This window comes from Streptomyces sp. NPDC015171, from assembly GCF_043079545.1.
In the GTDB taxonomy this organism is placed as follows: Bacteria; Actinomycetota; Actinomycetes; order Streptomycetales; family Streptomycetaceae; genus Streptomyces.
The window spans coordinates 1-20515 of record NZ_JBIBUO010000010.1 but is presented as its reverse complement, the minus strand read 5'-3'; the positions used below and the strand labels follow the sequence as shown (position 1 = coordinate 20515).

Genomic DNA, 20515 nt, shown 5'->3' with positions numbered 1-20515 from the left:
GCCGCGCACCCCGCGCGGCGTCACGATCCGGCGGTGCCGGACTCCCGCGGCCGCTACGGCTAGACCCGGTACGGGTTGTACGCGGGATACGGCACCGCCGGATACCCGTACGGCGCCGGCGCCCAGTGCACCGGCGCCGGAGCGGACGTCCTCGACGCGTACTCCAGGGCCGGCCGGGCCAGCTCGCGCCGCTTCCACAGCTCGTCCAGCAGCTCCCGCTCGCGGACGGTGAAGTCGGCCCCGGCCTTGCCCGCGCGGCCCCGGTGCCGCAGGAACGCCAGCGAGGTGGCGTACGCCTCGTACTGCGCCACCGCCCGCGCCGCCGGGCGCCCGTGGTGGTGGCGGACGTAGTCCCGGGCCATCCGCCGCGCCCGCATCGACCCGAGCGCGAACGGCTCGGCCGGCCCCAGCCACCCGGCCAGCACATACGCCGGCAGCTCCGTCCGCACGGTCCGCAGCTCCCGCTGCCGGGTCCGGACCGCCAGCCAGGTCAGCAGCGCGAAGGACGGCACCATGAAGGCGGCGTAGACGGCGAAGAAGCCGTACGGGCCGAAGGTGGAAGAGCCGTTCCAGAAGGCGTGCATGCTCATCGCCAGCAGCAGTCCGCCGGCCGGCAGCAGGACCCGCCGCACCCGCTGCCGTTCGGCGGACAGCGCGGCGATGCCGAAGCCGATGCCGGTGAGGACGGTGAACAGAGGGTGCGCGAACGGTGACATCACGATGCGCACGAAGAAGGTGGCGGCGGTGACGGAGGCGATGCCGCGGTCGCCGGTGAGCTGGTCGGTCCCGAAGGCCGTGCCGAGATAGAGGATGTTCTCGGTGAACGCGAAGCCGGTGGCGGTGATCCCGGCTATCACCACCCCGTCCACGATCCCGGTGAAGTGGCGCCTGCGGAAGAGGAACACCAGCAGCACGGCGGCGGCCTTGGCGGACTCCTCCACGATCGGCGCTATCACGGTGGCGCCGAGCGTGTCGGCACTGGCCGGATCAGCGGTCGAGGTGGCTATCCACTTGGTCGCGAAGCTGTTGGCGACGATGGCTATCAGCGCCGCCGCACAGGCCCCCCAGGCGAAGGAGAAGACCAGGTTCCGCCAGGGGCCGGGCTCCACCCGGTCCAGCCACCGGAAGGCGGCGGTCAGCCAGGGCACGGGCAGCACGGCGAGACCGAGCCCGACGAGGAACCCCTCCGTGCCGGTCTGCCGCCGCACGAGCGCGAGGATGACCAGGCCGGACAGCGCCAGCAGCGAACTCAGCGCCCCGTACCGCACCCACCTGCGCTGCCACCAGTGCGGATGGCGGAGCTCGCCGGCGCCGATGCTCGGCGGGTACGTCGGGAACGGAGGACTGGTGGCCACGGCATCGACCCTAACGGTGACGGGGCGAGGGGCTTGAGCGGATTATCGGTCCTGGCCGGCCGGTACGCGCCGGAACAGCAGGTCGTTCACCACATGACCCTTGTCCAGTCCCTGGCCCTCGAAACGGGTCAGCGGCCGGTACTCGGGGCGCGGCGCGAAACCGCCGTCCCGCTGGGTGTTCTCGAAGTCCGGATGCGCGGAGAGCACCTCCAGCATCTGCTCGGCGTACGGCTCCCAGTCGGTCGCGCAGTGCACGAGCGCGCCGGGCTTCAGCCGGGTCGCGGCGAGCGTCAGGAACTCGGGCTGGATGAGCCGCCGCTTGTGGTGCCGCTTCTTGGGCCACGGGTCCGGGAAGTACACGCGCAGCCCGTCCAGCGCGTCCGGGCGGAGCATCTCCCGGAGCAGGATGATCGCGTCGCCGTTGCCCACCCGGACGTTGGCCAGGCCGTTCCGGTCAGCCAGATTGAGCAGGTTGCCCTGGCCCGGGGTGTGCACATCGACGGCCAGGACATTGATGTCGGGGTCGCCCGCGGCCATCTGCGCGGTGGCCTCGCCCATCCCGAACCCGATCTCCAGCACCACCGGGCGGTCGTTGCCGAACAGCACGCCGAGGTCGATCACCTGCTGCCCGTCGATGTCCAGCCCCCACTTGGGCCACAGCCGCTGGAGCGCGTCGGCCTGCCCGGCCGTCACCCGGCTCCGCCGCGGCTGGAAGCTGCGGATCCGCCGCTCGAAGTGCGAACCGGCCGGATCGGCCCTGGGGCCGTCCGGGAACCGCGGCTCTCCCTTGGCCCGGGTGTGCCGGACGGGGACACCGGGGGCGTGGGGGGCCTCGGACGGGGCTTCGGGGGAGTTCAGCGAGTCAGACACAGTAATCCTGATTTTACGGCGAGCGGGCACGGCACCCTTCCTCCTCCAGCGGCGCTACAGCGCCCCGAGCAGGTCCAGCACCCGGCTGCCCACCTCCCGGCCGATCGGCAGCGAGGCGGTGGCGGCGGGCGAGGGCGCGTTGAGCACATGCACGGCACGCACCCCCTCCCGGATGAGGAAGTCGTCCACCAGTGTCCCGTCCCGCAGCACCGCCTGGGCACGCACCCCGGCGGGGGCCCGCACCAGATCCGCGGCCTCCGCCGCGGGCAGCAGTCTTCGCACGGCCGCAAGGAACGCCGCCTTCGACACCGAGCGGCGCAGCTCGCCCGCCCCGTACCGCCAGTGCCGGCGGGCGATCGCCCAGGAGCCCGGCCAGGCCACCGTCCCGGCCAGCTCCCGGGGCCGCACGGTCCCCCAGCCGTACCCCTCCCGGGCCAGCGCCGGCACCGCGTTCGGCCCGATGTGCACGCCGCCGTCGATCCCGCGTGTCAGATGCACCCCGAGGAACGGGAACGCCGGGTCCGGCACCGGATACACCAGCCCCCGCACCAGCTCGGGCCGTGCCAGCTCGTAGTACTCCCCGCGGAACGGCACGATCCGCACCCCGGGCTCGTCGCCGGTCAGCCGGGCCACCTCGTCGCAGTACAGCCCGGCGCAGTTCACCAGCACCCGCCCGCGGACCACGTCCCCGGCGGCGGTGAGCACCGCCACGCCCCGGTCCGCCCGCCGGTCCACCCGGACGACCCGCGCGCCGTAGCGGATCTCCGCCCCGGACGCCCGCGCCAGCTCCCGGGCGACGCCGGTGAAGTCGCAGATCCCCGTCGTACCCACGTGTATGGCGGCGAGGCCCCGCACCTGCGGTTCGTACTCGGCGATCTGCGCGGGCCCCAGCTCGCGCACCGGGATGCCGTTCTCCCGGCCCCGCTGCACGAGCGCGTGCAGCCGCGGCAGCTCCTCGCGCTCGGTGGCGACGATCAGCTTGCCGGTGACGGCGTGCGCGATGCCGTACTCGGCGCAGAACTTCACCATCTCGGCGGCGCCCCGCACCGCGTACCGTGCCTTGAGCGAGCCCGGGCGGTAGTAGATCCCGCTGTGGATGACCCCGCTGTTGCGCCCCGTCTGGTGCCGGGCCGGGCCGGGCTCCTTCTCCAGCACGGTCACGCGCGTGCCCGGAGCGGCGCGGGTGATCGCATACGCCGTCGACAGCCCGACGATCCCCCCGCCGATCACGAGCACATCACAGTCGTACGCCCCGGCCCGCACCTGCACCACCTCCGCCTTCGATAGTGCACTGCGCCACTGACAACGGCTTCAAACGCCGGGAGGCCCGGCATCCCGGAAGGGGCCGCGGCCGGCCGCACGCCCGGGCCGCGGTCGCCGCACCCGGGCCGGGCCGCGGTCGCCGCACCCGGGCCGGGCCGCGGTCGCCGCACCCGGGCCGGGCCGCGGTCGCCGCACCCGGGCCGCGGTTGCTACGCCGGCGCCATGAGGAGGGGACGGGCCCGCTCCCGCAGCTCCACCACCCGCGGCTCGTCCCCGTAGGGCTCCAGCCGGTGCAGAAGGTCCTTCACGTACTCCGTGGTCCGGGCCGACGAGATCCGTCCGGCCACCTCCACGGCCCGCACCCCCTGCTCGCACGCCGCGTCCAGATTGCCCGACTCCAGCTCCGCCACCGCCGAGACGACCAGCCGCAGCCCGTGCGAGCGCACGAACTCCTCCGTCGGCCGGGACAGCGCCTGCTCGGTGAAGCGCCGGACCTGCCGCGGCGCCTTCAGGTCCCGGTAGCACTCGGCGGCGTCGGCGGCGAACCGGTCGTACGAGTAGAAGCCCAGCCACGACGGGTCGTTGTCGCCCTCGCGGGACCGCTCCAGCCAGCTCTCGGCCGCCTTCAGCGCCGCGCCGGCCGCCTGCGCGTCCCCGGCACGCGCGTGTGCCCGCGCCTCCACCAGCCGGAAGAAGCTCATGGTGCGGGCGGTCGCCAGACCCCGGTTGCGTTCAAGGGCCGCCTGCGCGAGATCCACGCCCTCGTCGCCGAAGCCCCGGTACGTCGCCTGGAGCGACATGGAGGCGAGGACGTACCCCCCCAGCGGGACGTCCGCCGCCGCGCGCGCGAGGCGCAGCGCCTGGATGTAGTACCGCTGCGCCGCCTCCTGCTGCCCGGTGTCGAAGGCCATCCACCCGGCGAGCCGGGTGAGTTCCGCCGAGGCCCCGAACAGGGCGCGGCCGACCTCGTCGGAGTAGGCGCCGAGCAGCAGCGGAGCCGCCTCCACCCGCAGGCACTCCGGCACCATCGACGAACGCCAGTCCCCGCCCCCGTACTTGGAGTCCCAGCGCCTGGCGTCCTCGGCGGCCTCCCGCAGCTTCTGCACATCGCTGTGGCCGACTTTGATCGGTGCGCCGGACCCCTCGACGGAGCCCGCCTCGCGCGCGACCGAGCTGTCGGCGGGGGTTATCAGCCACCGTGAGGCGGGCGTTGCGTATGCGCTCACTGCGAACGACCCGGCGAGCGACTGCCAGATGCCGCCCGCGCCGGCCCGGCGGCCGGCGAAGTCGAGGCGGTACAGCTCCGTCGCCGACTTCACCGCCTGTCCGACGTCCCTGGGGAAGGCGAGCCCCACCTCCGGGGCGGGATCCGCGTCCGCCAGGCCGATCTCGTGGAGCGGCACCGGACGGCCCAGCTTCTGGCCGATGGCGGCGGCGATGAGGTGGGGCGCCGCACCCTGCGGCACCATGCCCTTCGACACCCAGCGCGCCACCGACGTCTTGTCGTAGCGAAGCGTCAACCCGCGTTGCGCGCCAAGGTCGTTGACGCGTCGGGCGAGGCCCGCGTTGCTGATTCCCGCGAGGGCGAGAACGGCGCCGAGTTTTTCGTTCGGCCCGCGTTGCTCCCTGGACATGCGCCACCCCTCGACACAGACGGCTGCCGTGCTGGCATAACCACGCGGCATTCGTAAACCCAGCGTAGTTCGCCGCATCCCAAGCGTTAAGGGGCATTGTTCCGGATGGCGGGATTGTGGCCCGTACGGAAGTGCGTCCCTGTACGCACCGTGCACGCTCTGTCGCCGCGTGCCCCCGTCCGTGTGGCCGTGCGCCCGCCCGTGCGCTCTTCTCCGGCCACCGGGGGAGCGGTTCCATGGCACTTGCGTGGGTCGGCCCGCTGTACTGGATCCAGTGGGCTGGGGGACACCGCCACCTTCATCCCCGCGGGTGGCGGACCGGTCCGGGAGGCGGTGAACGCCTCCCGGACCGTGCGCGCTTCCGCACCCTTTCGTACTCATCGGTACTGTACGGAGCGTGCTCGGTTCCGGCGTCTCGCCGACGATTTGGCCGAAAAGCGACCCCTGTTGATGCGGTGTTCTGCCGTCCCGACCATGCAACTTGAGGGCGCGAAGGGGGTTTTGGGGGAGCGCACTGGGGGCGCATTCGCGCCGCACCCGTCGGATGCCTCCCGGCCCGCGCCGGCTCCGCACACCTCGGCCGCCCGTCAACTCCCCTGGCCCGCCGTGTGAACTTCCCCCGATCGAAGGCGGTGCCACCGCACCTCTCCGACGTGCCCTTCATGGCAGCATGGGGATCCGGTTCGTACGGTGCACTGGTTGTCCACAGTCCGTGGAGGCGTCGATGCGGTGGTTGGTGGGGTGGAGCAGCACCGCCGCGGGCGCCGCCGGGATCGGCTCCGCGGGTGCCGTCGGGTACGACGGGGAGACCCTGCACCCGGTCGGCTCCCAGCTCCTGTGGGGCGACCCGGATCCGCTGTGGGCCGTCGGCGACTGGCGCCCCGACGAGGTGCGCGTGGTGCACGCCGACGCGCAGCACCGGATCGCCGTCCTCGGCATCTGCGGCGCGAGCGACGAGGAGCTGCGGCGCGGCATCGTCACCGCGCGCGGGGGCGCGGTACGCCATCTGACCTCCTGGCCCGGCAGCTACACGGCCGTCGTCCAGGCCGGCCGCCGCATCACCGTGTGCGGCGATCTCGCGGGCGCCCGGCCGGTGTTCCACACCCCCTGGTCCGGCGGCACGGCCTACGCCACCGCGGCCCTGCCCCTCGCCGACCTGATCGAGGCCAACCTCGACTTCACCCACCTCGCCGCCCTGCTCGCCGCCCCGGACGTGCCGGCCGCGCTGCGCGACACCACCCCGTACGACGGCGTACGGCGCATTCCCCCGGGGCACGCGCTGGTGCTGCGCGCCGGAGCGCGCGAGATCGCCGGGTACGAGCCGGTCGCCTCGCTCGCCGTGGCCGCGCCCCCGGCCGAGCCCGGCCGCGCCGTGGACGCCGTACGGGACGCCCTGGTGGAGGCGGTCCGCACCCGGCTCTCGGCACCCCGGCACGTGCCCGACCTGGACCCCGGTCCGGTGCCCGGCATGGGACCCGCCGAACGCCGTGCCGCGCGCGGGATGCCGGTCCCCGGCATCGGCGCCGACCTGTCCGGCGGACCCGCCTCCGGCACCCTCGCGCTGCTGGCCGCCGGGCTGCCCGGCAGACCCGGCACGCTCCTGGGCCACGGCACGGGCGCGGGCGAGCGCCTGGTCGCCGTCACCTTCAACGACCTGGCCGTGGCCGGCCGCGAGGCCGAACTGGAACGCGCCGGGGAGCTGGCCGCCAACCCCCGCCTCCACCACGTCGTGGTCACCGGCGCCGAGGAGACCCTGCCGTACGCCGAACTCGACGGCCCCCTGACCGACGAGCCGGGCCCCTCCCTGGTCCTGGCGGCCCGGCACCGCGCGCGGCTCGCCGCCGGCAGCGCCGACCACTTCACCGGCCACGGCGCCCGCCAGGTCCTGGACGCCCACCCCGCCCGCCTCGCCGACCTCCTGGTGGACCGCCGGCGGCGCCACCTGGTCCGCCCGGTCGCCGCGCTCGCGCGCGCGGACGGCTCGGTGATGGTCCCCGCGCGCGTGTACGGCGCGGCCCGGCGCCTCGCCCGCACCCCCTACCGCGCGGGCCTCGACGTGCTGGCCGAGCGGCTGATGCGGCGCCGCTTCGAGGAGCCCAAGGGGGCGGTAGGCGCCTCCCTCGCCGCGCTGACCTGGGCGCGACCCGGGCCGGCCGCGCGGTGGCTGACGGGAGAGGCACTGGCTGAAGTATCGGTTCTGCTCCAGGCGGAGGCGGACCGCTCCGGAACCGGTGCGCAGCGCCCCGGCGAACACCGTGCGCGTGCGGCACTCGCCCGGCACGCCGCCGACCTCCGCGTCCTGGAACAGGCGGCGGAGATCCGCTCCCAGCGCCTGCACGCGCCCTTCCTCGACAACCAGGTCGTCCGTGCCTGCCGTGATCTCCCCGAGGCCCTGCGGGTCCGGCCCGGAGCCCGCGCCGCCGTCCTCCGCACGGTCCTGGAGGGCGCCGGCGTCACCGAGCTGCCGCCCGGCTGGGGCGCCCCCTCCCACGCGTCGTCCGCCGCCGCCGCGCGCGCGGGCCTGCGCATGGCGGCCGACCCCCTGATGGACCTCTTCGCCACGCCCCTCCTCGCCGACGCCGGCCTGGTGGAGGCCCGCGTCGTCCGCAAGGCCGTCCGCGCCGCCGCGGCCGGCGAATCCCTGCCGCTTGACGGTCTGGCCGACCTCATCTCCCTCGAACTCTGGCTCCGCCGCCTCCTGGCCCGCAGGGGCACCTGCTGGACCGGCACCCCCACCCGCTCCCGCGCGGTCCCCTCCGGCATCCAGCCCCGCCGCAGCGCGCTCACGCCGGGGGCGTGAGGCGGCCCACGGGGGACGGGGAGACCCAGGGCGCACCCTCGCCCGGGGCCCCTCTCACCCACCGGTTCGAAAAAACTCCCGTGCCCCGTCCCCCGCCCGCCGCGACAATGACCCGGTGCGGTACAGAATCCTGGGCGTAACCCAAGCAGCAGACGACCAGGGCACCGCCCTACCCATCGGCGGCCAGCGCCTGCGTACGCTCCTCGCGGCCCTCGCCCTGCGCCCCGGCCGCACCGCCACCCCCGACACCCTCATCGACGAGATCTGGGCCGACGACCCGCCCCAGGACGCCCCGGCCGCCCTCCAGGCCCTGGTCGGCCGCCTCCGCCGCGCCCTCGGCAGGGACAGCGTCGTCTCCGCCCCGGGCGGCTACCGCCTCGCGGCCACCGAGGAGGACGTGGACCTCCACGTCTTCGAACGGCTCACCCGCATCGGCACCGCCGCCCTCGCCGCCGGCGACCCGGCCGCCGCCCACCGCACCCTCGGCCAGGCCCTGGCCCTCTGGTACGGCCCGGCCCTCGCCGACCTCCCCGACCGCACCGCCGCCACCCGATCCGAGGCCCTGCGCCTGGAGGCGACCCGGGCCCGCGCCGCCGCCGCCCTCGACCTCGGCCGCGCCCGGGAGGCCGTACCCGAACTGCGGGAGCTGACCGCCGCCCACCCCTACGACGAGCCCCTGCACGTCCTGCTCATCCGCGCCCTGCGCGACACGGGCCGCCCGGCCGACGCCCTCGCCGCGTACGAGTCCGCCCGCCGCACCCTCGCCGAGACCCTCGGCACCGATCCCGGCGCGGAACTCCGGGCACTGCACGCGGCGCTGCTGAAGCAGGAGAACACCGCGTCCCCCGCGTTTCCCACGTCCCCGGCATCCCCGCATCCGCATCCCGCGCACGGGCACCCGCACCCGGTTCCGGCGCACCCACTTCCGGCGCACCCGCATCCCACGCCGCCGTCCCCCGCCCAACCCCCCGAGCGCACCGGAAACCTCCGCCCCCGGCTGACGTCGTTCGTCGGGCGGGAACCAGAACTCCGGGCCATTCGTTCCGACTTGCACAGGGCCCGCCTGGTCACCCTCACCGGACCGGGCGGCTCGGGGAAGACCCGTCTCGCCGAGGAGGCCGCCGCGGCGCTCCCCTCGGCCTGGCTGGTCGAGCTGGCCCCGCTCGACCGGCCGGAGGCGGTGCCCGGCGCGGTGGTCAGCGCGCTCGGCCTGCGCGAGACCGCGCTGCTGACCAACGAGCTGGCGACCGCACAGGCCGACCCCACGGCCCTGCTGATCGAGTACTGCGCCGCGCGCGGCCACCTCCTGATCCTCGACAACTGCGAGCACGTCATCGACGCGGCCGCCGCCCTCGCCGAGACCCTGCTCACCCGCTGCCCCGGCCTCACGATCCTCGCGACCAGCCGTGAACCCCTGGGCGTCCCCGGTGAATCGGTGCGCCCGGTCGAGCCCCTCGTCCCGGAGCAGGCGCACCGGCTCTTCACCGAGCGCGCGCTGGCCGTCCGCCCCGACGCCGGCGCGGCGGACGGCGACACCGCGGCCGTCGCGGAGATCTGCCGCCGCCTCGACGGGCTGCCGCTCGCCATCGAGCTGGCCGCGGCCCGGCTCAGGCTGCTGACCCCGCGGCAGATCGCCGACCGGCTCGACGACCGCTTCCGGCTGCTCACCTCCGGAAGCCGCACGGTCCTGCCCCGCCAGCAGACCCTGCGCGCGGTCGTCGACTGGTCCTGGGACCTGCTGGACGAGCGGGAGCGGACCGTCCTGCGCGAGGTGTCGGTCTTCGCCGGCGGCTGGGACCTGGCGGCGGCCGAGGCCGTGTGCACCGGCCCGGCGGCAGAGCTGATCGGCGCGCTGGTCGACAAGTCCCTCGTGGTCGCCGACCCGCACGACCCGGACGGCACCGGCTCCGGAATGCGCTACCGCCTGCTGGAGACCATCCACGAGTACGCCACCGAGCGCGCGGCCGAGGTCCCCGGTCTGCGCGCGGCGGCCGAGCGCCGCCACCGCGCCTGGGCGCGGGCCCTGGTGGAGGAGGCCGAACCCCAGCTGCGGTCGGCGGCCCAGCTCCCCTGGTTCACCCGCCTGGAGACCGAGCTGGACAACATCCGCGCGGCCCTGGACCGCGCGGTGCACGCGGGCGACGAGCCGGAGGCGGCGGCCATCGTCCTCGCCATCGGCTGGTTCTGGTGGCTGCGCAACCACCGCCAGGAGGCGGTGTCCTGGGTGCGGCTGGTGCTCCGCCTCGGCGTCGCCCTCGACACCCTCCCCGCGGACGCGCCGGCCGGCGCGCTGAGGGAGCGGACGGCCTCGGCCGACCCGGTGGGCGCCCTCCTCGCCGAGCCCGACGGCCAGGCCATGCATCCGCTGCACGAGCTGCGGATGGACCTGCGCATGCTCGACCTGTTCCTGACCTCCGAGTCGAGCCCGGAGAACCTCGTGACCGACGAGCGGGCGCCGCGGTACATCGCGCGCGTGCGGGCGGTCTACGAGCACGGCGGCCCGCAGGCCGCCCGCCTCCCCGGTGTCGTCTGGCCGCTGACCGCCTACTACCTGGGCGGTCCGGCCGACGTCCTCCCGGACATGACGCGGGCCGTCGCCAACTGCCGGCGGTACGGCGGCGACTGGGAGATCGGGGTCTCCCTGATGTACCGCACCCACGTCACCGTCGACTCGCCGGGCAACCTCCAGGGCGTGGACGAGGACCTCGCCGAACTGCGGACGCTCGGCCGGCGCGTGGGCGACCGCTGGATGCGGGCGCAGGTGTGCGGCGCGGCGGGCGAGGCGGCCATGGCCCGCGGCCGGTACGCGCAGGCACGCGACGAGTACGAGGAGGCACTGCGTCTCGCCTACGAGGTGGGGGCGTACGCCGAGTCGCCGTTCCTGATCGCCCGGCTCGCCGAGGTCGCCTACCGCCACGGTGACCCGGAGGCCGCGCTGGCCGCCCTCGACGAGGCCGGCACGGCCGCCGACCGGTACGCGGTGTCGGAGGCGCGGGCCTTCGTGCTGATGCTGCGCGCCGACATCGCCCTGCACCACGGACAGACCGCCCGCGCCCGCGAGCTGTACGAGGAGACCTGCGCGGCGATGCGGGACGGCACCCCGCCCCCGCAGTTCCTGGCGGCCAAGCAGATGGTCGAGGCGCTGCTCGTGGCCGACGAGTCGGGCCCGGCGCACGCGCTGCCGATCCTGGCGGACGCCCTGCGAGGGGCCGTGGCCCACCAGTGCGCCGAGGTGATCACGGCCGGCCTGGTGGACGTGGCGGCCGGTCTGCTGGCCCGGCTCGGTGATCTGCCCGGCGCGCTGCGGCTGTTCGCAGCGGCGGACCACTGGCGTGCCGGCAACCCGCGGGCCGAGCCGGAGCGCGGCAGGGCCGCCCGGGTACGGGCCACCGCCCGCGCGGCCCTGCCGGCCGACCGCTACGCCGCGGAGTGCGCCCGGGGCGCGGCCTTCGGGGTGCCGGAGGCCCTGCGGGAGATGGACGCCGCGGCGGCGCCCGCCGAGGAACGCCGGGACCTGTCTAGCGGCAGGTGAAACGGGACTCCGCCCAGTCCGCCAGCGCCAGCCCGTCGAAGGGGTCGCGGTGCGGTTCCACCACGAGCCGGACGGTCTTTCGCCCGGTGAGATCCACATGCACCGGGACGGCCCGGTCGCGGCCCGCCACCCCGCCGGAGCGCCACAGCCGGACCCCGTCGGCGTAGACGGAGAAGGACACCCTGCCGAGGCCGAGGGTCAGGTCGTCCACGCCGGCCAGCGCGTCGTACGCGGTGCACTGCCGGTTGAGGCCGATGGTGACGGAGGACCGGCCGTGGACGGTGATCCCGCGCGCGTACTGCTTGCCGCCGACCGACATGTCGTCCCGCTGCCACACCCAGCTGCTCCCGCCCAGCGCGATCTCGGGCTCGGTGCCGTCGCCGTCGACGTCGAAGCGCAGCTCGTTCAGTTCGTAGACGGTGGGTGCGGGCGGCGGCGTGGGCGCCGGGGTCGGGGTCGGTGTGGGTGTCGGCTTCGGCGTCGGGGTCGGCGTGGGCGTGGGCTTCGGTGTGGGGGTGGGGGTGGGGGTCGGCTCAGGGGCGACGACCACGGGCTTCGGCGAGGGCTTGGGCGGCGGCGGTGTGGGCGTGGGTGTGGGTGTGGGCGGCGGCGTCGAGGGCGTCGGCGCCGGCGGCTCGGGCCGCACGATCGGCGCGGACGGCGACGGCTCGGCGACCTCCTTCGCCGGACGGCTGTCGTTCACCAGCGCCAGCGCGACAGCGGCGGCGGCCACCGCGACCACACCGGCCGCGATGCCTGCCTTCACCGGCGCCCCGAGCCCCTCGGAGGCCGCGGCCCCGCCCGCACCGCCCGCACCGCCGGACGATCCGCCGGCCGCGGCGGCGGCCCCTGCGGCCCCGACGCCGGCGCCGCCCGCCGCGATCCCGAGCGCCTTGGCGTACCCGGCGGCCCCGAACCAGCCGATGACCGCGACCGGGACGACCGCGGGGATACCGCTCGCGACCTCCTCGATCTGCGCCGCCGCCAGCCGGCACCTGGCGCACTCCGCCAGATGCTTGCGCAGGCCGCGCTCGGCCCGGACGCGCAGCTTGCGGCGGGCGTAGCCGCCGAGCTGGTCGGCGTAGCGGGCGCACTCCTCGTCGTGGGCGAGGGAGGCGCTGACATGGGCCTGGAGATAGGCCTGCTTCAGCCCTTCGCGGGCGCGGCTGGCGAGCACCCGGGTGCCGTTGGCGTCCAGCCCGAACAGGACGGCCACCTCGCTCGGGGACTCGTCCTCCACCTCGGTGTGCCACAGCACGGCCTGCCAGCGCTCGGGCAGCGAACGGAAGGCCTGCATGGCCATGGACTGCTCGGCCTCGTGCAGGGCGCGCACATCGGCGCCGAGGCCGAGCGTGTCGTCGTCGGCCGCCTCCGTGGTCCGCGCGGCCTGCTGGGCGAAGGCGGCGAAGTCGTCCACGAGCTGCTCCCGCCGGGCGGACCTGGCCCAGTGCGCGGCGACACGGCGTACGGAGGTCAGCAGATAAGCCCGTACGGCGTGTTCGGGGCCCGAACCGCCGCGCACCGCCTGCAGCATCCGCGCGAACACCTCGGCGGTGAGGTCGTCGGCGGTGTGGCCGTCCCGGCAGCAGGTCCGGGCATACCGTCGCACCCCGTCGGCATGCCGCCGGTACAGCTCCGCGTAGGCGGAGTCGTCACCGGCGCGCATCCGCTCGATCAGCTCGCCGTCCGCGGGCGGCATCTCGCGGGGCGGCGGCAGCACGCTTCCCTCGCGCTGGGCCGGCACGCTCTCGTCGCCGGGCCCACCGGAGGCAGCCGGGCGGCCCCCCTGGCTCGGTACGGAGGAGGCCGGGCGGCCGCCTTGGTTCGGTACCTGGGGTGAGGCCAGCTCGCGCGTCTCCGCGTCGCCGCCGTCACCGCGTGACTCGTCCCACCCGTCAACGCTCATCGCGGAAAGCCCCCGACACCGGCCCAGCCCAATCCGTCACCGGCTCAGGGTGCCACAGGGCCTTTCCGCGGCGGACCCCCAGTCCACCCCATCCACCCATCCGGGCGGACTTCCCCCACACTCCCCGAACACCCGTCGAACACAAGCCACTTGCCCACCGGGCACGCCCTGCCGACCCCCGACGGGACCCGCACGCGCGGAGGGCGATCACCCCCCCGGAAAAGGGCCACCCGGACCACCCGTGCAAGCCGCACGGGTGGTCCGGGTGGGAAACGCGCACCGTCCGAAGGCGAAGGCGAAGCCGGGGCGAGCGCGCCGGCACCCCGGCACCTCCCGCCCCGGCCGCCCCGCGGCCTACGCCGGCCGGGACCGAAGCCCCTCCAGCAGGATCTCCAGCAGCCGGGCCGACGCCGCCGCCTGCTGCGCGGCATCCGGCAGGGACGGCGCCGCCGTGGCGATCACCAGCAGCACATCCCCCACCGACACGTCCGGCCGCAGCTCACCGGCCGCCCGCGCCCGATCCACCAACTGCCCGACGACCTCAAGCAGCGCCCCGGCCCCGGCGTCGTCGGCCGTCGGCGCGGCCTCCTCCGCCACCAGCCGCAGCTCGGCACCGCCCGACTGCAGCCGCTGCTGAGGCACCCGGGCCGCCTCGGCGGCACCGATGGCACCCACGGCACCGATGGCACCCACGGAACCCGTCACCCCGGCGGAGCCGCCGTCGGACGACTCGCCGGAACCGACCCGCAGCACCTGCGGCGGCAGCAACCGCCCCGCCCCCGACGCCACGGACGTCCGCAGGAACCGCGACAGCGCCGACCACGGCTCGTCCTCCTGCCCGAGAGCGGTACGCGCCTGCTCGGTCAGCCGCGCCGTCTCCTCCTCGGCGATCCGCCGGACCAGCACGTCCTTGCTGGGAAAGCGCCGGTACACCGTGCCGACCCCGACCCGAGCGCGCCGCGCCACGTCCTCCATCGGCGCTCCGTACCCGAGCTCGCCGAACACCTCACGCGCCGCACGCAGCACGTGCTCCAGATTGCGCTGTGCGTCGACCCGCAGCGGTGTCGTGCGCGCGGTGTCCACGCGCCCGTTGCCCACCGCGCTCATCGCTTTGCCACCAGGTGCGATGGCAGCTGCGGATGCCCAATGCGTGTCCTGAACATGCATGTGTTTCCCCCGGTACATGGACGTCTCCCCCCGGAGACTCTCCCCGCCACTGAATCCGAAGTGCGCGGAAGCGGCATCGGTCCCGACCGGAACCGCCCGTCGCGGACCCGTTCGACCACATTCCCTACACCCCGTCGACACACGAACATAGTTGAGAGGAAGTCAATTCAGAAGGGGCAGGTTCCGCACAGTGCGCCCCCCGATCGGAGTACGGGGCGTGTACGTCCCGATTACCGCCCTTCGTCCCCTGTCACCCGCCCCCGCTGACCTGCCCCCTTTCGTCCCGCACGGACGCCCCGCCCGGCGCCTCGCGCAGCCGGCCGCCGGTCACACAAATTGTCGGGGCTGTGGACAAACAACAGCGCCGGGTGCGTCATGGGATGGTGAAGGAACGTGCGCGCATTCTGGTTGTCGGCGGCGGCTACGTCGGGATGTACACGGCCCTGCGCCTCCAGCGGAAGCTGAAGGCCGAGCTGAGGAGGGGCGAGGTCGACATCACCGTCGTCACTCCGGACCCCTACATGACGTACCAGCCCTTCCTCCCGGAGGCCGCCGCGGGATCGATCTCGCCGCGCCATGTCGTCGTACCGCTGCGCCGCGTCCTCGACCGCTGCCATGTCGTCGTCGGCGAGGTGACCTCCATCGACCACGCCCTGCGCACCGCCGCCGTCACCACACTCGCCACCGCCGAGGAGGGAAGGTCCGCCGAACTCCTCGGCTACGACGAACTCGTGCTCGCCCCCGGATCGGTCTCCCGCACCCTGCCCGTCCCCGGTCTCGCCGAGCACGGCATCGGGTTCAAGACCGTCGAGGAGGCCATCGGCCTGCGCAACCACGTCATCGAGCAGATGGACATCGCCTCCTCCACCCGCGACCCCGCGGTCCGCGACGCCGCCCTCACCTTCGTGTTCGTCGGCGGCGGCTACGCGGGCGTCGAGGCCCTCGGCGAACTGGAGGACATGGCCCGCTACGCCGCGCGCTACTACCACAACCTCCGCCCCGAGGACATGAAGTGGATCCTCGTGGAGGCCACCGACCGCATCCTCCCCGAGGTCGGCCCGGAGATGGGCCGCTACACCGTCACCCAGCTGCGCGCCCGCAACATCCAGGTGCTCCTGGGCACCCGCCTGGAGTCCTGCGCCGACCGCGTCGCCCGGCTCAGCGACGGCCAGCGCTTCCCGACCCGCACGCTCGTCTGGACGGCCGGCGTCAAACCGCACCCGCTGCTCGCCGCCACCGATCTGCCGCGCACCGGCCGCGGCCGGCTGCGGTGCACGGCCCAGCTGACCGTCGACGGCACCGAGCACGCCTGGGCCGCCGGCGACGCCGCCGCCGTACCCGACGTCACGGCCGCCGAACCCGGCACCGAGACCGCCCCCAACGCCCAGCACGCGCTCCGCCAGGCCAGGGTCCTCGGCGACAACATCGTCCACTCCCTGCGCGGCGAGCCCCTGCGGACGTACGCGCACAAGTACGTCGGCTCGGTCGCCTCCCTCGGCCTGCACAAGGGCGTCGCCCAGGTCTACGGCCGCAGGCTGAAGGGCTACCCTGCGTGGTTCATGCACCGCGCGTACCACCTCAGCCGGGTGCCCACCGTCAACCGCAAGGCCCGGGTGCTCGCCGAATGGACCCTCGCCGGACTCTTCAAACGCGAGATCGTCTCCCTCGGCTCACTCGAACACCCCCGAGCGGAGTTCGAACTGGCGGCCGGTGGAAAGCCTCCTCACAGCCCCTCCGACGACCCGAAGGGGTCGTCCTGACCGGACTCAGGAACTCCCTGGACCGCTGAGGCGTCTGACGGATGTCGTCGCGGCCCGCTCCCTGCCAGACTGCCCCACGTCCTCGGACGGGCCCCCGCCCGTCCACCGCACCCACGAGGCTTTCCCCACTGTGAACTTCACGCGCTGGAGCGCCCGGCTCCCCGGAACGCAGCGCCGCGCCGCCGCGCGGACCGAGACCTCGGTCTCCCCGGACCGGCGGGGGGAAGGATCCGTGCCCGCGGCCCGCGCCGAACAGTCCGCCGACGAGAGACCCGCGGTGCCCGCCGTGGACGAACTGCCCGCGTGTGACGTCCTGGAGCGCGTCCCGGCCCTCGTCGCCCTCGTCCACGGCCCCGACCACCGCATCGCCTACGTCAACGACGCCTACACCGCCGCCTTCGGCACCCGCACCACCGGCACCGCCGCCCGCGAGGCCCTGCCCGAACTCGCCGAACTCGGCCTGCTCCCGCTGCTCGACCAGGTGCTGCGCAGCGGCAAGCCCCGCACCCTGAAGTCCCGCAAGGCCGTCGACGGCCGCTCGTACACCTTCACCTGCACCCCCGTCCCCGAGGACGGCGACCGCGACGCCGGCGTGCTGGTCTTCGCCACCGACGTCACCGATCACGCCGAGGCCGCCGAACGCCTGCGCGCCAGCGAGCGCCGCCAGCGCGAGACGGCCGTCACCCTCCAGCGCTCCCTGCTCCCGCAGGAACTGGAACAGCCCGACGACCTGCGCATCGCCGCCACCTACCAGCCCGGCGGCACCGAGGCGGCGGTCGGCGGCGACTGGTACGACGTGATCACCCTCGGCGGCGGCCGTACCGCCCTGGTCATCGGCGACGTCATGGGCCGCGGCGTGCGGGCGGCGGCCGTCATGGGCCAGCTCCGCACGGCCGTCCGCGCCTACGCCCGCCTCGACCTGCCCCCGCACGAGGTCCTCCAGCTCCTCGACGGCCTCGCCGCCGAGATCGACGCCAACCAGATCGCCACCTGCGTCTACGCCGTCCACGACCCGAACGAGGGCCGGCTGGTGTACGCCTCGGCCGGGCATCTGCCGATCCTGGTCCGCGACGAGAACGGCACGGTCCTGCGCGCCGACGAACCCACCGGGCCGCCGCTCGGTACCGGCGGCTGGATGCACGCCTCCGGCTCCATCGCGCTCGGCCCCGGCGCCACCGCCGTCCTCTACACCGACGGCCTGGTCGAACGCCGCGACGCCGATCTGGACGAGGGCATCGCCAAGCTCGAAGGGGCCCTCGCCGGCGCCACCGGCACCCCGCAGGTCGTCTGCGACCGCCTGGTCCGCTCGGCCGGCGTCACCGCCGACCACGACGACGACGTCGCCGTCCTCGTCCTCCAGCACCCGGCCCGTACGGGACCGGACGGCGACCTCTTCCGCAACGCGGCCCTCGAACTCCTCGGCGGTGTCGAGGCCGCCCCGCGCGCCCGTGCCTTCGCCTCCGGTGTCCTGACCAGCTGGCGCTTCCCCGCCGAACTGCACGACCTCGGCGTCCTCGCCACCAGCGAACTGGTCGCCAACAGCCTCCAGCACGGCACCCCGCCCATGCGGCTCAGACTCCGCCGCACCGACCGCCGGCTCATCGTCGAGGTCACCGACGGCGACGACCACCTGCCGAGGCGCCGCCGCGCCGAACCCGTGGACGAGTCGGGCCGGGGCATCGCGATCGTGGCGACGATCGCCTCCAGCTGGGGCTCCCGCCGTACACCGGGCGGCGGAAAGGCGGTGTGGTGCGAGTTCGTCCTGCCGAGAGCGAAGCACTGACCGGGCCGCCCCCTCCCCCGTCCCCGTCCCCGGACACGCCGACGGCCGCCACCCGAAGGTGACGGCCGTCCCGGACCACCGGATCACGCCTGCGCGGCCACCGACTCCGTGGCCGCCCCGCCCCGCGTGACCACCCGCGTCCCGCGCGCCAGCCAGGGCTGGTCCTGTACGTCGGTGAGCTGCCGGCCCAGCCGCAGCGCCAGGAACGTGATCCCCAGCGAGAACAGCAGGAAGGTCACGATGTACGGCCCGTGCAGCGAGGCGCCCAGCGGGCCGCCCACCGCCGGACCGACCGCCAGCGCCAACTGCTTGACCAGCGCGAACGCCGAGTTGTACTGCCCGGCCATGCCCTCGGGCGCCAGATCGGCGACCAGCGGCGCGACGGTCGGCGACAGCATCGCCTCGCCGAGCCCGAACAGCGCGTACGTCGACACGAACGCGGCCGTGGCCATCTCCTGGCTGCCGTGCCCGAGCCCCGCGTACCCGGCGGCCAGCCAGGCCACCGTCCAGATCAGTCCGACCAGGGCGACGACCCGGGACCGCCGGCGCCGCTCGACGAGCTTCAGCACGGCGAACTGGGCGACCACGATCATCAGCGTGTTCGCGGCCAGCGCCGTACCCAGGGCGGAGGTGGAGATCCCGGCCGCCTCGACGCCGTAGGCGCTCAGCCCCGACTCGAACTGTCCGTAGCAGGCGAAGAAGAGCACGAAGCCCAGCACGCACAGCTGCACCATGGCCCGGTTCCCGAGCAGCTGCTTCCAGCTGCCCTTCGCCGACCCCCCGGGAGCGTCCTCCAGGCGCGGCGAGTGCGGCATCCGCACGGTCGCCATCACCCCGGCCAGCAGCAGGAACATCGCCGCCTCGATCGCGAACAGCAGCGTGAACGAGGACACGCGCGTGGTGTCGACGAGGTGGCCGCCGATGAGACCACCCACACCGAGGCCCAGGTTCTGCAGGAAGAACTGCATCGCGAACGCACGCGAGCGCGTGTCCGCCGTGGAGCAGTCGACGATCATCGTGGCCAGTGCCGGCTGCATCACGGCCTGCCCGGCGCCGAGCGCCGCCGCGGCGAGCAGCACGGTCACGGCGCCGGCCGCGAGACCGAGGCTCAGCGCGCCCAGAGCGGCGGTCACCAGGGCGGCGAGCAGAACCGGCAGCGGGCCGCGCCGCACGATCGCCCGGCCGGCGAACGGCAGCACGATCAGCGCGGCCACGGCGAAGACGGCGAGCACGAGTCCCGCCGTCATGGCCCCGAGTCCCCGCACCTGCGCCACATAGACGTACAGGTAGGGGACGGTGAAGCCCAGCCCGAACGCGCTGAGTGCGTTGCCCACGTGGATCCGGCGCATCGCCGCGCCCATCGCCCTGGTCACGTTCACCTCTCTCACTAGTTAGATCTGAAGACTTCGAAGCTAAAGTTCGAAGCTAAAGAGTACACAGTGAAGGACTTCAAAGCAAAGGGGTTGCGTGCCATACTGCGGACATGGCCGACACTCCCGGCGTCACAGAGCCGACGCTCGAAGAACAGATCGCCGCATACCAACGCGAGTTCCACGACCTCGACCCCCAGGTCGAGAAGATCGTGTCGGCGCTGTCCCGGCTGAACCGCAGGATGAACGTCGCGTACGGCCGCCAGACCGCCGCCCTCGGCATCAGCAACGCCGAGTGGGAGGTCCTCAAGGCGCTGGTCCTCTCCGGCGCCCCGTACCGCATGGGCCCCAGCGACCTGGCCAAGCGCCTCGGCCTCACTCCGGCCGCGATGACCCACCGGATCGACCGCATGGTCGCCGAGGGGCTGGTCACCCGGGAGCGCGACGAGTCCAACCGCGTCCGTGTCATCGTGGAGCTGACTCCGGAGGGCCGTGAGAAGTGGCTGGAGGCCATGCGCATGGCGACGGTGTTCGAGGAGGACCTGCTCCAGGACCTCACCCCGACGGAGCGCGCGGTGCTCGGCGAGGTCCTGACCACGCTGCTGCGCAGGGTGGAGCACGCCCAGCCGGACGCCGGCGGCCGGCTCAGCGACCTCGACTGACGCGGCGCGGAAGCCGGTAGAAAAGATCTTGACAGCAGGGTGTTGACACGCCCCTGCCCGTTCCGTAGAGTTCTTCGGGTTGCCGCTGAGCCGTAACGGTTCTTCGACAACACCTCAGCCGCTTTGAGCGGCACCCACTCACACCATCAGTACGATCTCCCCCTCGGGTTGATTTCGGCGTGCCCGAATTCAATTCGAATAGGGACTCGGCGGCCCGATTGGGAATCGCCGGGAGGATCCGCTAAGGTTTGAGACGTCGGAACGGCCCAACGGCCGGGAAGACAAACCCCGCTGACTGGGGGTCAGACGCCGAAAGGATCTGATAGAGTCGGAACCGCCGGAAAGGGAAACGCGAGAGCGAGAACCTGGAAAGCACCGAGGAAATCGGATCGAGAAAAGATCTGATAGAGTCG

Annotated in this window: 12 protein-coding genes; 5 read left to right on the top strand and 7 right to left on the bottom strand. The window is 74.2% G+C overall.

The window, feature by feature from the left end:
* Positions 1-59 precede the first annotated feature (59 nt).
* From ACF073_RS25650 to ACF073_RS25635, 4 genes are all read right to left on the bottom strand, one after another.
* Positions 60-1355, bottom strand: coding sequence for a PrsW family intramembrane metalloprotease (locus tag ACF073_RS25650; protein ID WP_392073732.1), 1296 nt, complete (start codon positions 1353-1355; stop codon positions 60-62).
* A 42-nt stretch (positions 1356-1397) separates the two neighbouring features.
* Positions 1398-2225 (bottom strand): tRNA (guanosine(46)-N7)-methyltransferase TrmB, encoded by an 828-nt coding sequence (gene trmB, locus ACF073_RS25645; RefSeq protein ID WP_392073731.1) that lies wholly within the window; start codon positions 2223-2225, stop codon positions 1398-1400.
* Positions 2226-2279: 54 nt separating this feature from the next.
* Positions 2280-3497: an L-2-hydroxyglutarate oxidase gene (lhgO, locus tag ACF073_RS25640; protein ID WP_392073730.1), complete on the bottom strand. Its 1218-nt coding sequence runs from the start codon at positions 3495-3497 to the stop codon at positions 2280-2282.
* A gap of 200 nt (positions 3498-3697) precedes the next feature.
* Entirely contained in the window at positions 3698-5122 is a 1425-nt protein-coding gene (locus ACF073_RS25635; protein ID WP_392073729.1) for an MFS transporter, read from the bottom strand.
* Between the two features lie 724 nt (positions 5123-5846).
* On the opposite strand from ACF073_RS25635, the gene ACF073_RS25630 reads away from it, so the two are divergent.
* Positions 5847-7922, top strand: a complete 2076-nt coding sequence (locus ACF073_RS25630) for an asparagine synthase-related protein (protein ID WP_392073728.1) — start codon at positions 5847-5849, stop codon at positions 7920-7922.
* Between the two features lie 115 nt (positions 7923-8037).
* Entirely contained in the window at positions 8038-11454 is a 3417-nt protein-coding gene (locus tag ACF073_RS25625) for a BTAD domain-containing putative transcriptional regulator (RefSeq protein WP_392073727.1), read from the top strand.
* Here ACF073_RS25625 and ACF073_RS25620 read toward each other — a convergent pair.
* Entirely contained in the window at positions 11441-13360 is a 1920-nt protein-coding gene (locus ACF073_RS25620) for a sigma-70 family RNA polymerase sigma factor (RefSeq protein WP_392073726.1), read from the bottom strand. The genes ACF073_RS25625 and ACF073_RS25620 overlap by 14 nt on opposite strands.
* A 354-nt stretch (positions 13361-13714) precedes the next feature.
* On the bottom strand, positions 13715-14527 hold the full coding sequence (locus ACF073_RS25615; RefSeq protein ID WP_392073725.1) for a TetR/AcrR family transcriptional regulator: 813 nt from the start codon (positions 14525-14527) through the stop codon (positions 13715-13717).
* 380 nt (positions 14528-14907) lie between these two features.
* Here ACF073_RS25615 and ACF073_RS25610 point away from each other — a divergent pair, with 380 nt between their 5' ends.
* Both ACF073_RS25610 and ACF073_RS25605 read left to right on the top strand, forming a co-directional pair.
* Positions 14908-16287: an NAD(P)/FAD-dependent oxidoreductase gene (locus tag ACF073_RS25610; RefSeq protein ID WP_392073724.1), complete on the top strand. Its 1380-nt coding sequence runs from the start codon at positions 14908-14910 to the stop codon at positions 16285-16287.
* A 130-nt stretch (positions 16288-16417) separates the two neighbouring features.
* Positions 16418-18070 carry a SpoIIE family protein phosphatase gene (locus ACF073_RS25605; protein WP_392073723.1) on the top strand — a complete coding sequence of 551 codons (1653 nt, stop codon included), beginning with the start codon at positions 16418-16420 and terminating at the stop codon, positions 18068-18070.
* A gap of 83 nt (positions 18071-18153) precedes the next feature.
* Here the strand turns inward: ACF073_RS25605 and ACF073_RS25600 are convergent, their stop codons facing one another.
* The gene (locus ACF073_RS25600) at positions 18154-19443 is read right to left on the bottom strand and encodes an MFS transporter (protein WP_392073722.1); all 1290 of its coding nucleotides are present in this window, start codon (positions 19441-19443) and stop codon (positions 18154-18156) included.
* Between the two features lie 110 nt (positions 19444-19553).
* On the opposite strand from ACF073_RS25600, the gene ACF073_RS25595 reads away from it, so the two are divergent.
* Entirely contained in the window at positions 19554-20102 is a 549-nt protein-coding gene (locus ACF073_RS25595) for a MarR family winged helix-turn-helix transcriptional regulator (protein ID WP_392073721.1), read from the top strand.
* The last annotated feature ends 413 nt before the right edge of the window (positions 20103-20515 follow it).

Excerpts from the sequence above, each read along its gene's own strand:
- ACF073_RS25615 (WP_392073725.1), bottom strand. The coding sequence starts at position 14,527 with ATGCATGTTCAGGACACGCATTGGGCATCCGCAGCTGCCATCGCACCT.
- ACF073_RS25635 (WP_392073729.1), bottom strand. The coding sequence starts at position 5,122 with ATGTCCAGGGAGCAACGCGGGCCGAACGAAAAACTCGGCGCCGTTCTC.
- ACF073_RS25620 (WP_392073726.1), bottom strand. The coding sequence starts at position 13,360 with ATGAGCGTTGACGGGTGGGACGAGTCACGCGGTGACGGCGGCGACGCG.
- ACF073_RS25610 (WP_392073724.1), top strand. The coding sequence starts at position 14,908 with ATGGTGAAGGAACGTGCGCGCATTCTGGTTGTCGGCGGCGGCTACGTC.
- ACF073_RS25595 (WP_392073721.1), top strand. The coding sequence starts at position 19,554 with ATGGCCGACACTCCCGGCGTCACAGAGCCGACGCTCGAAGAACAGATC.
- ACF073_RS25630 (WP_392073728.1), top strand. The coding sequence starts at position 5,847 with ATGCGGTGGTTGGTGGGGTGGAGCAGCACCGCCGCGGGCGCCGCCGGG.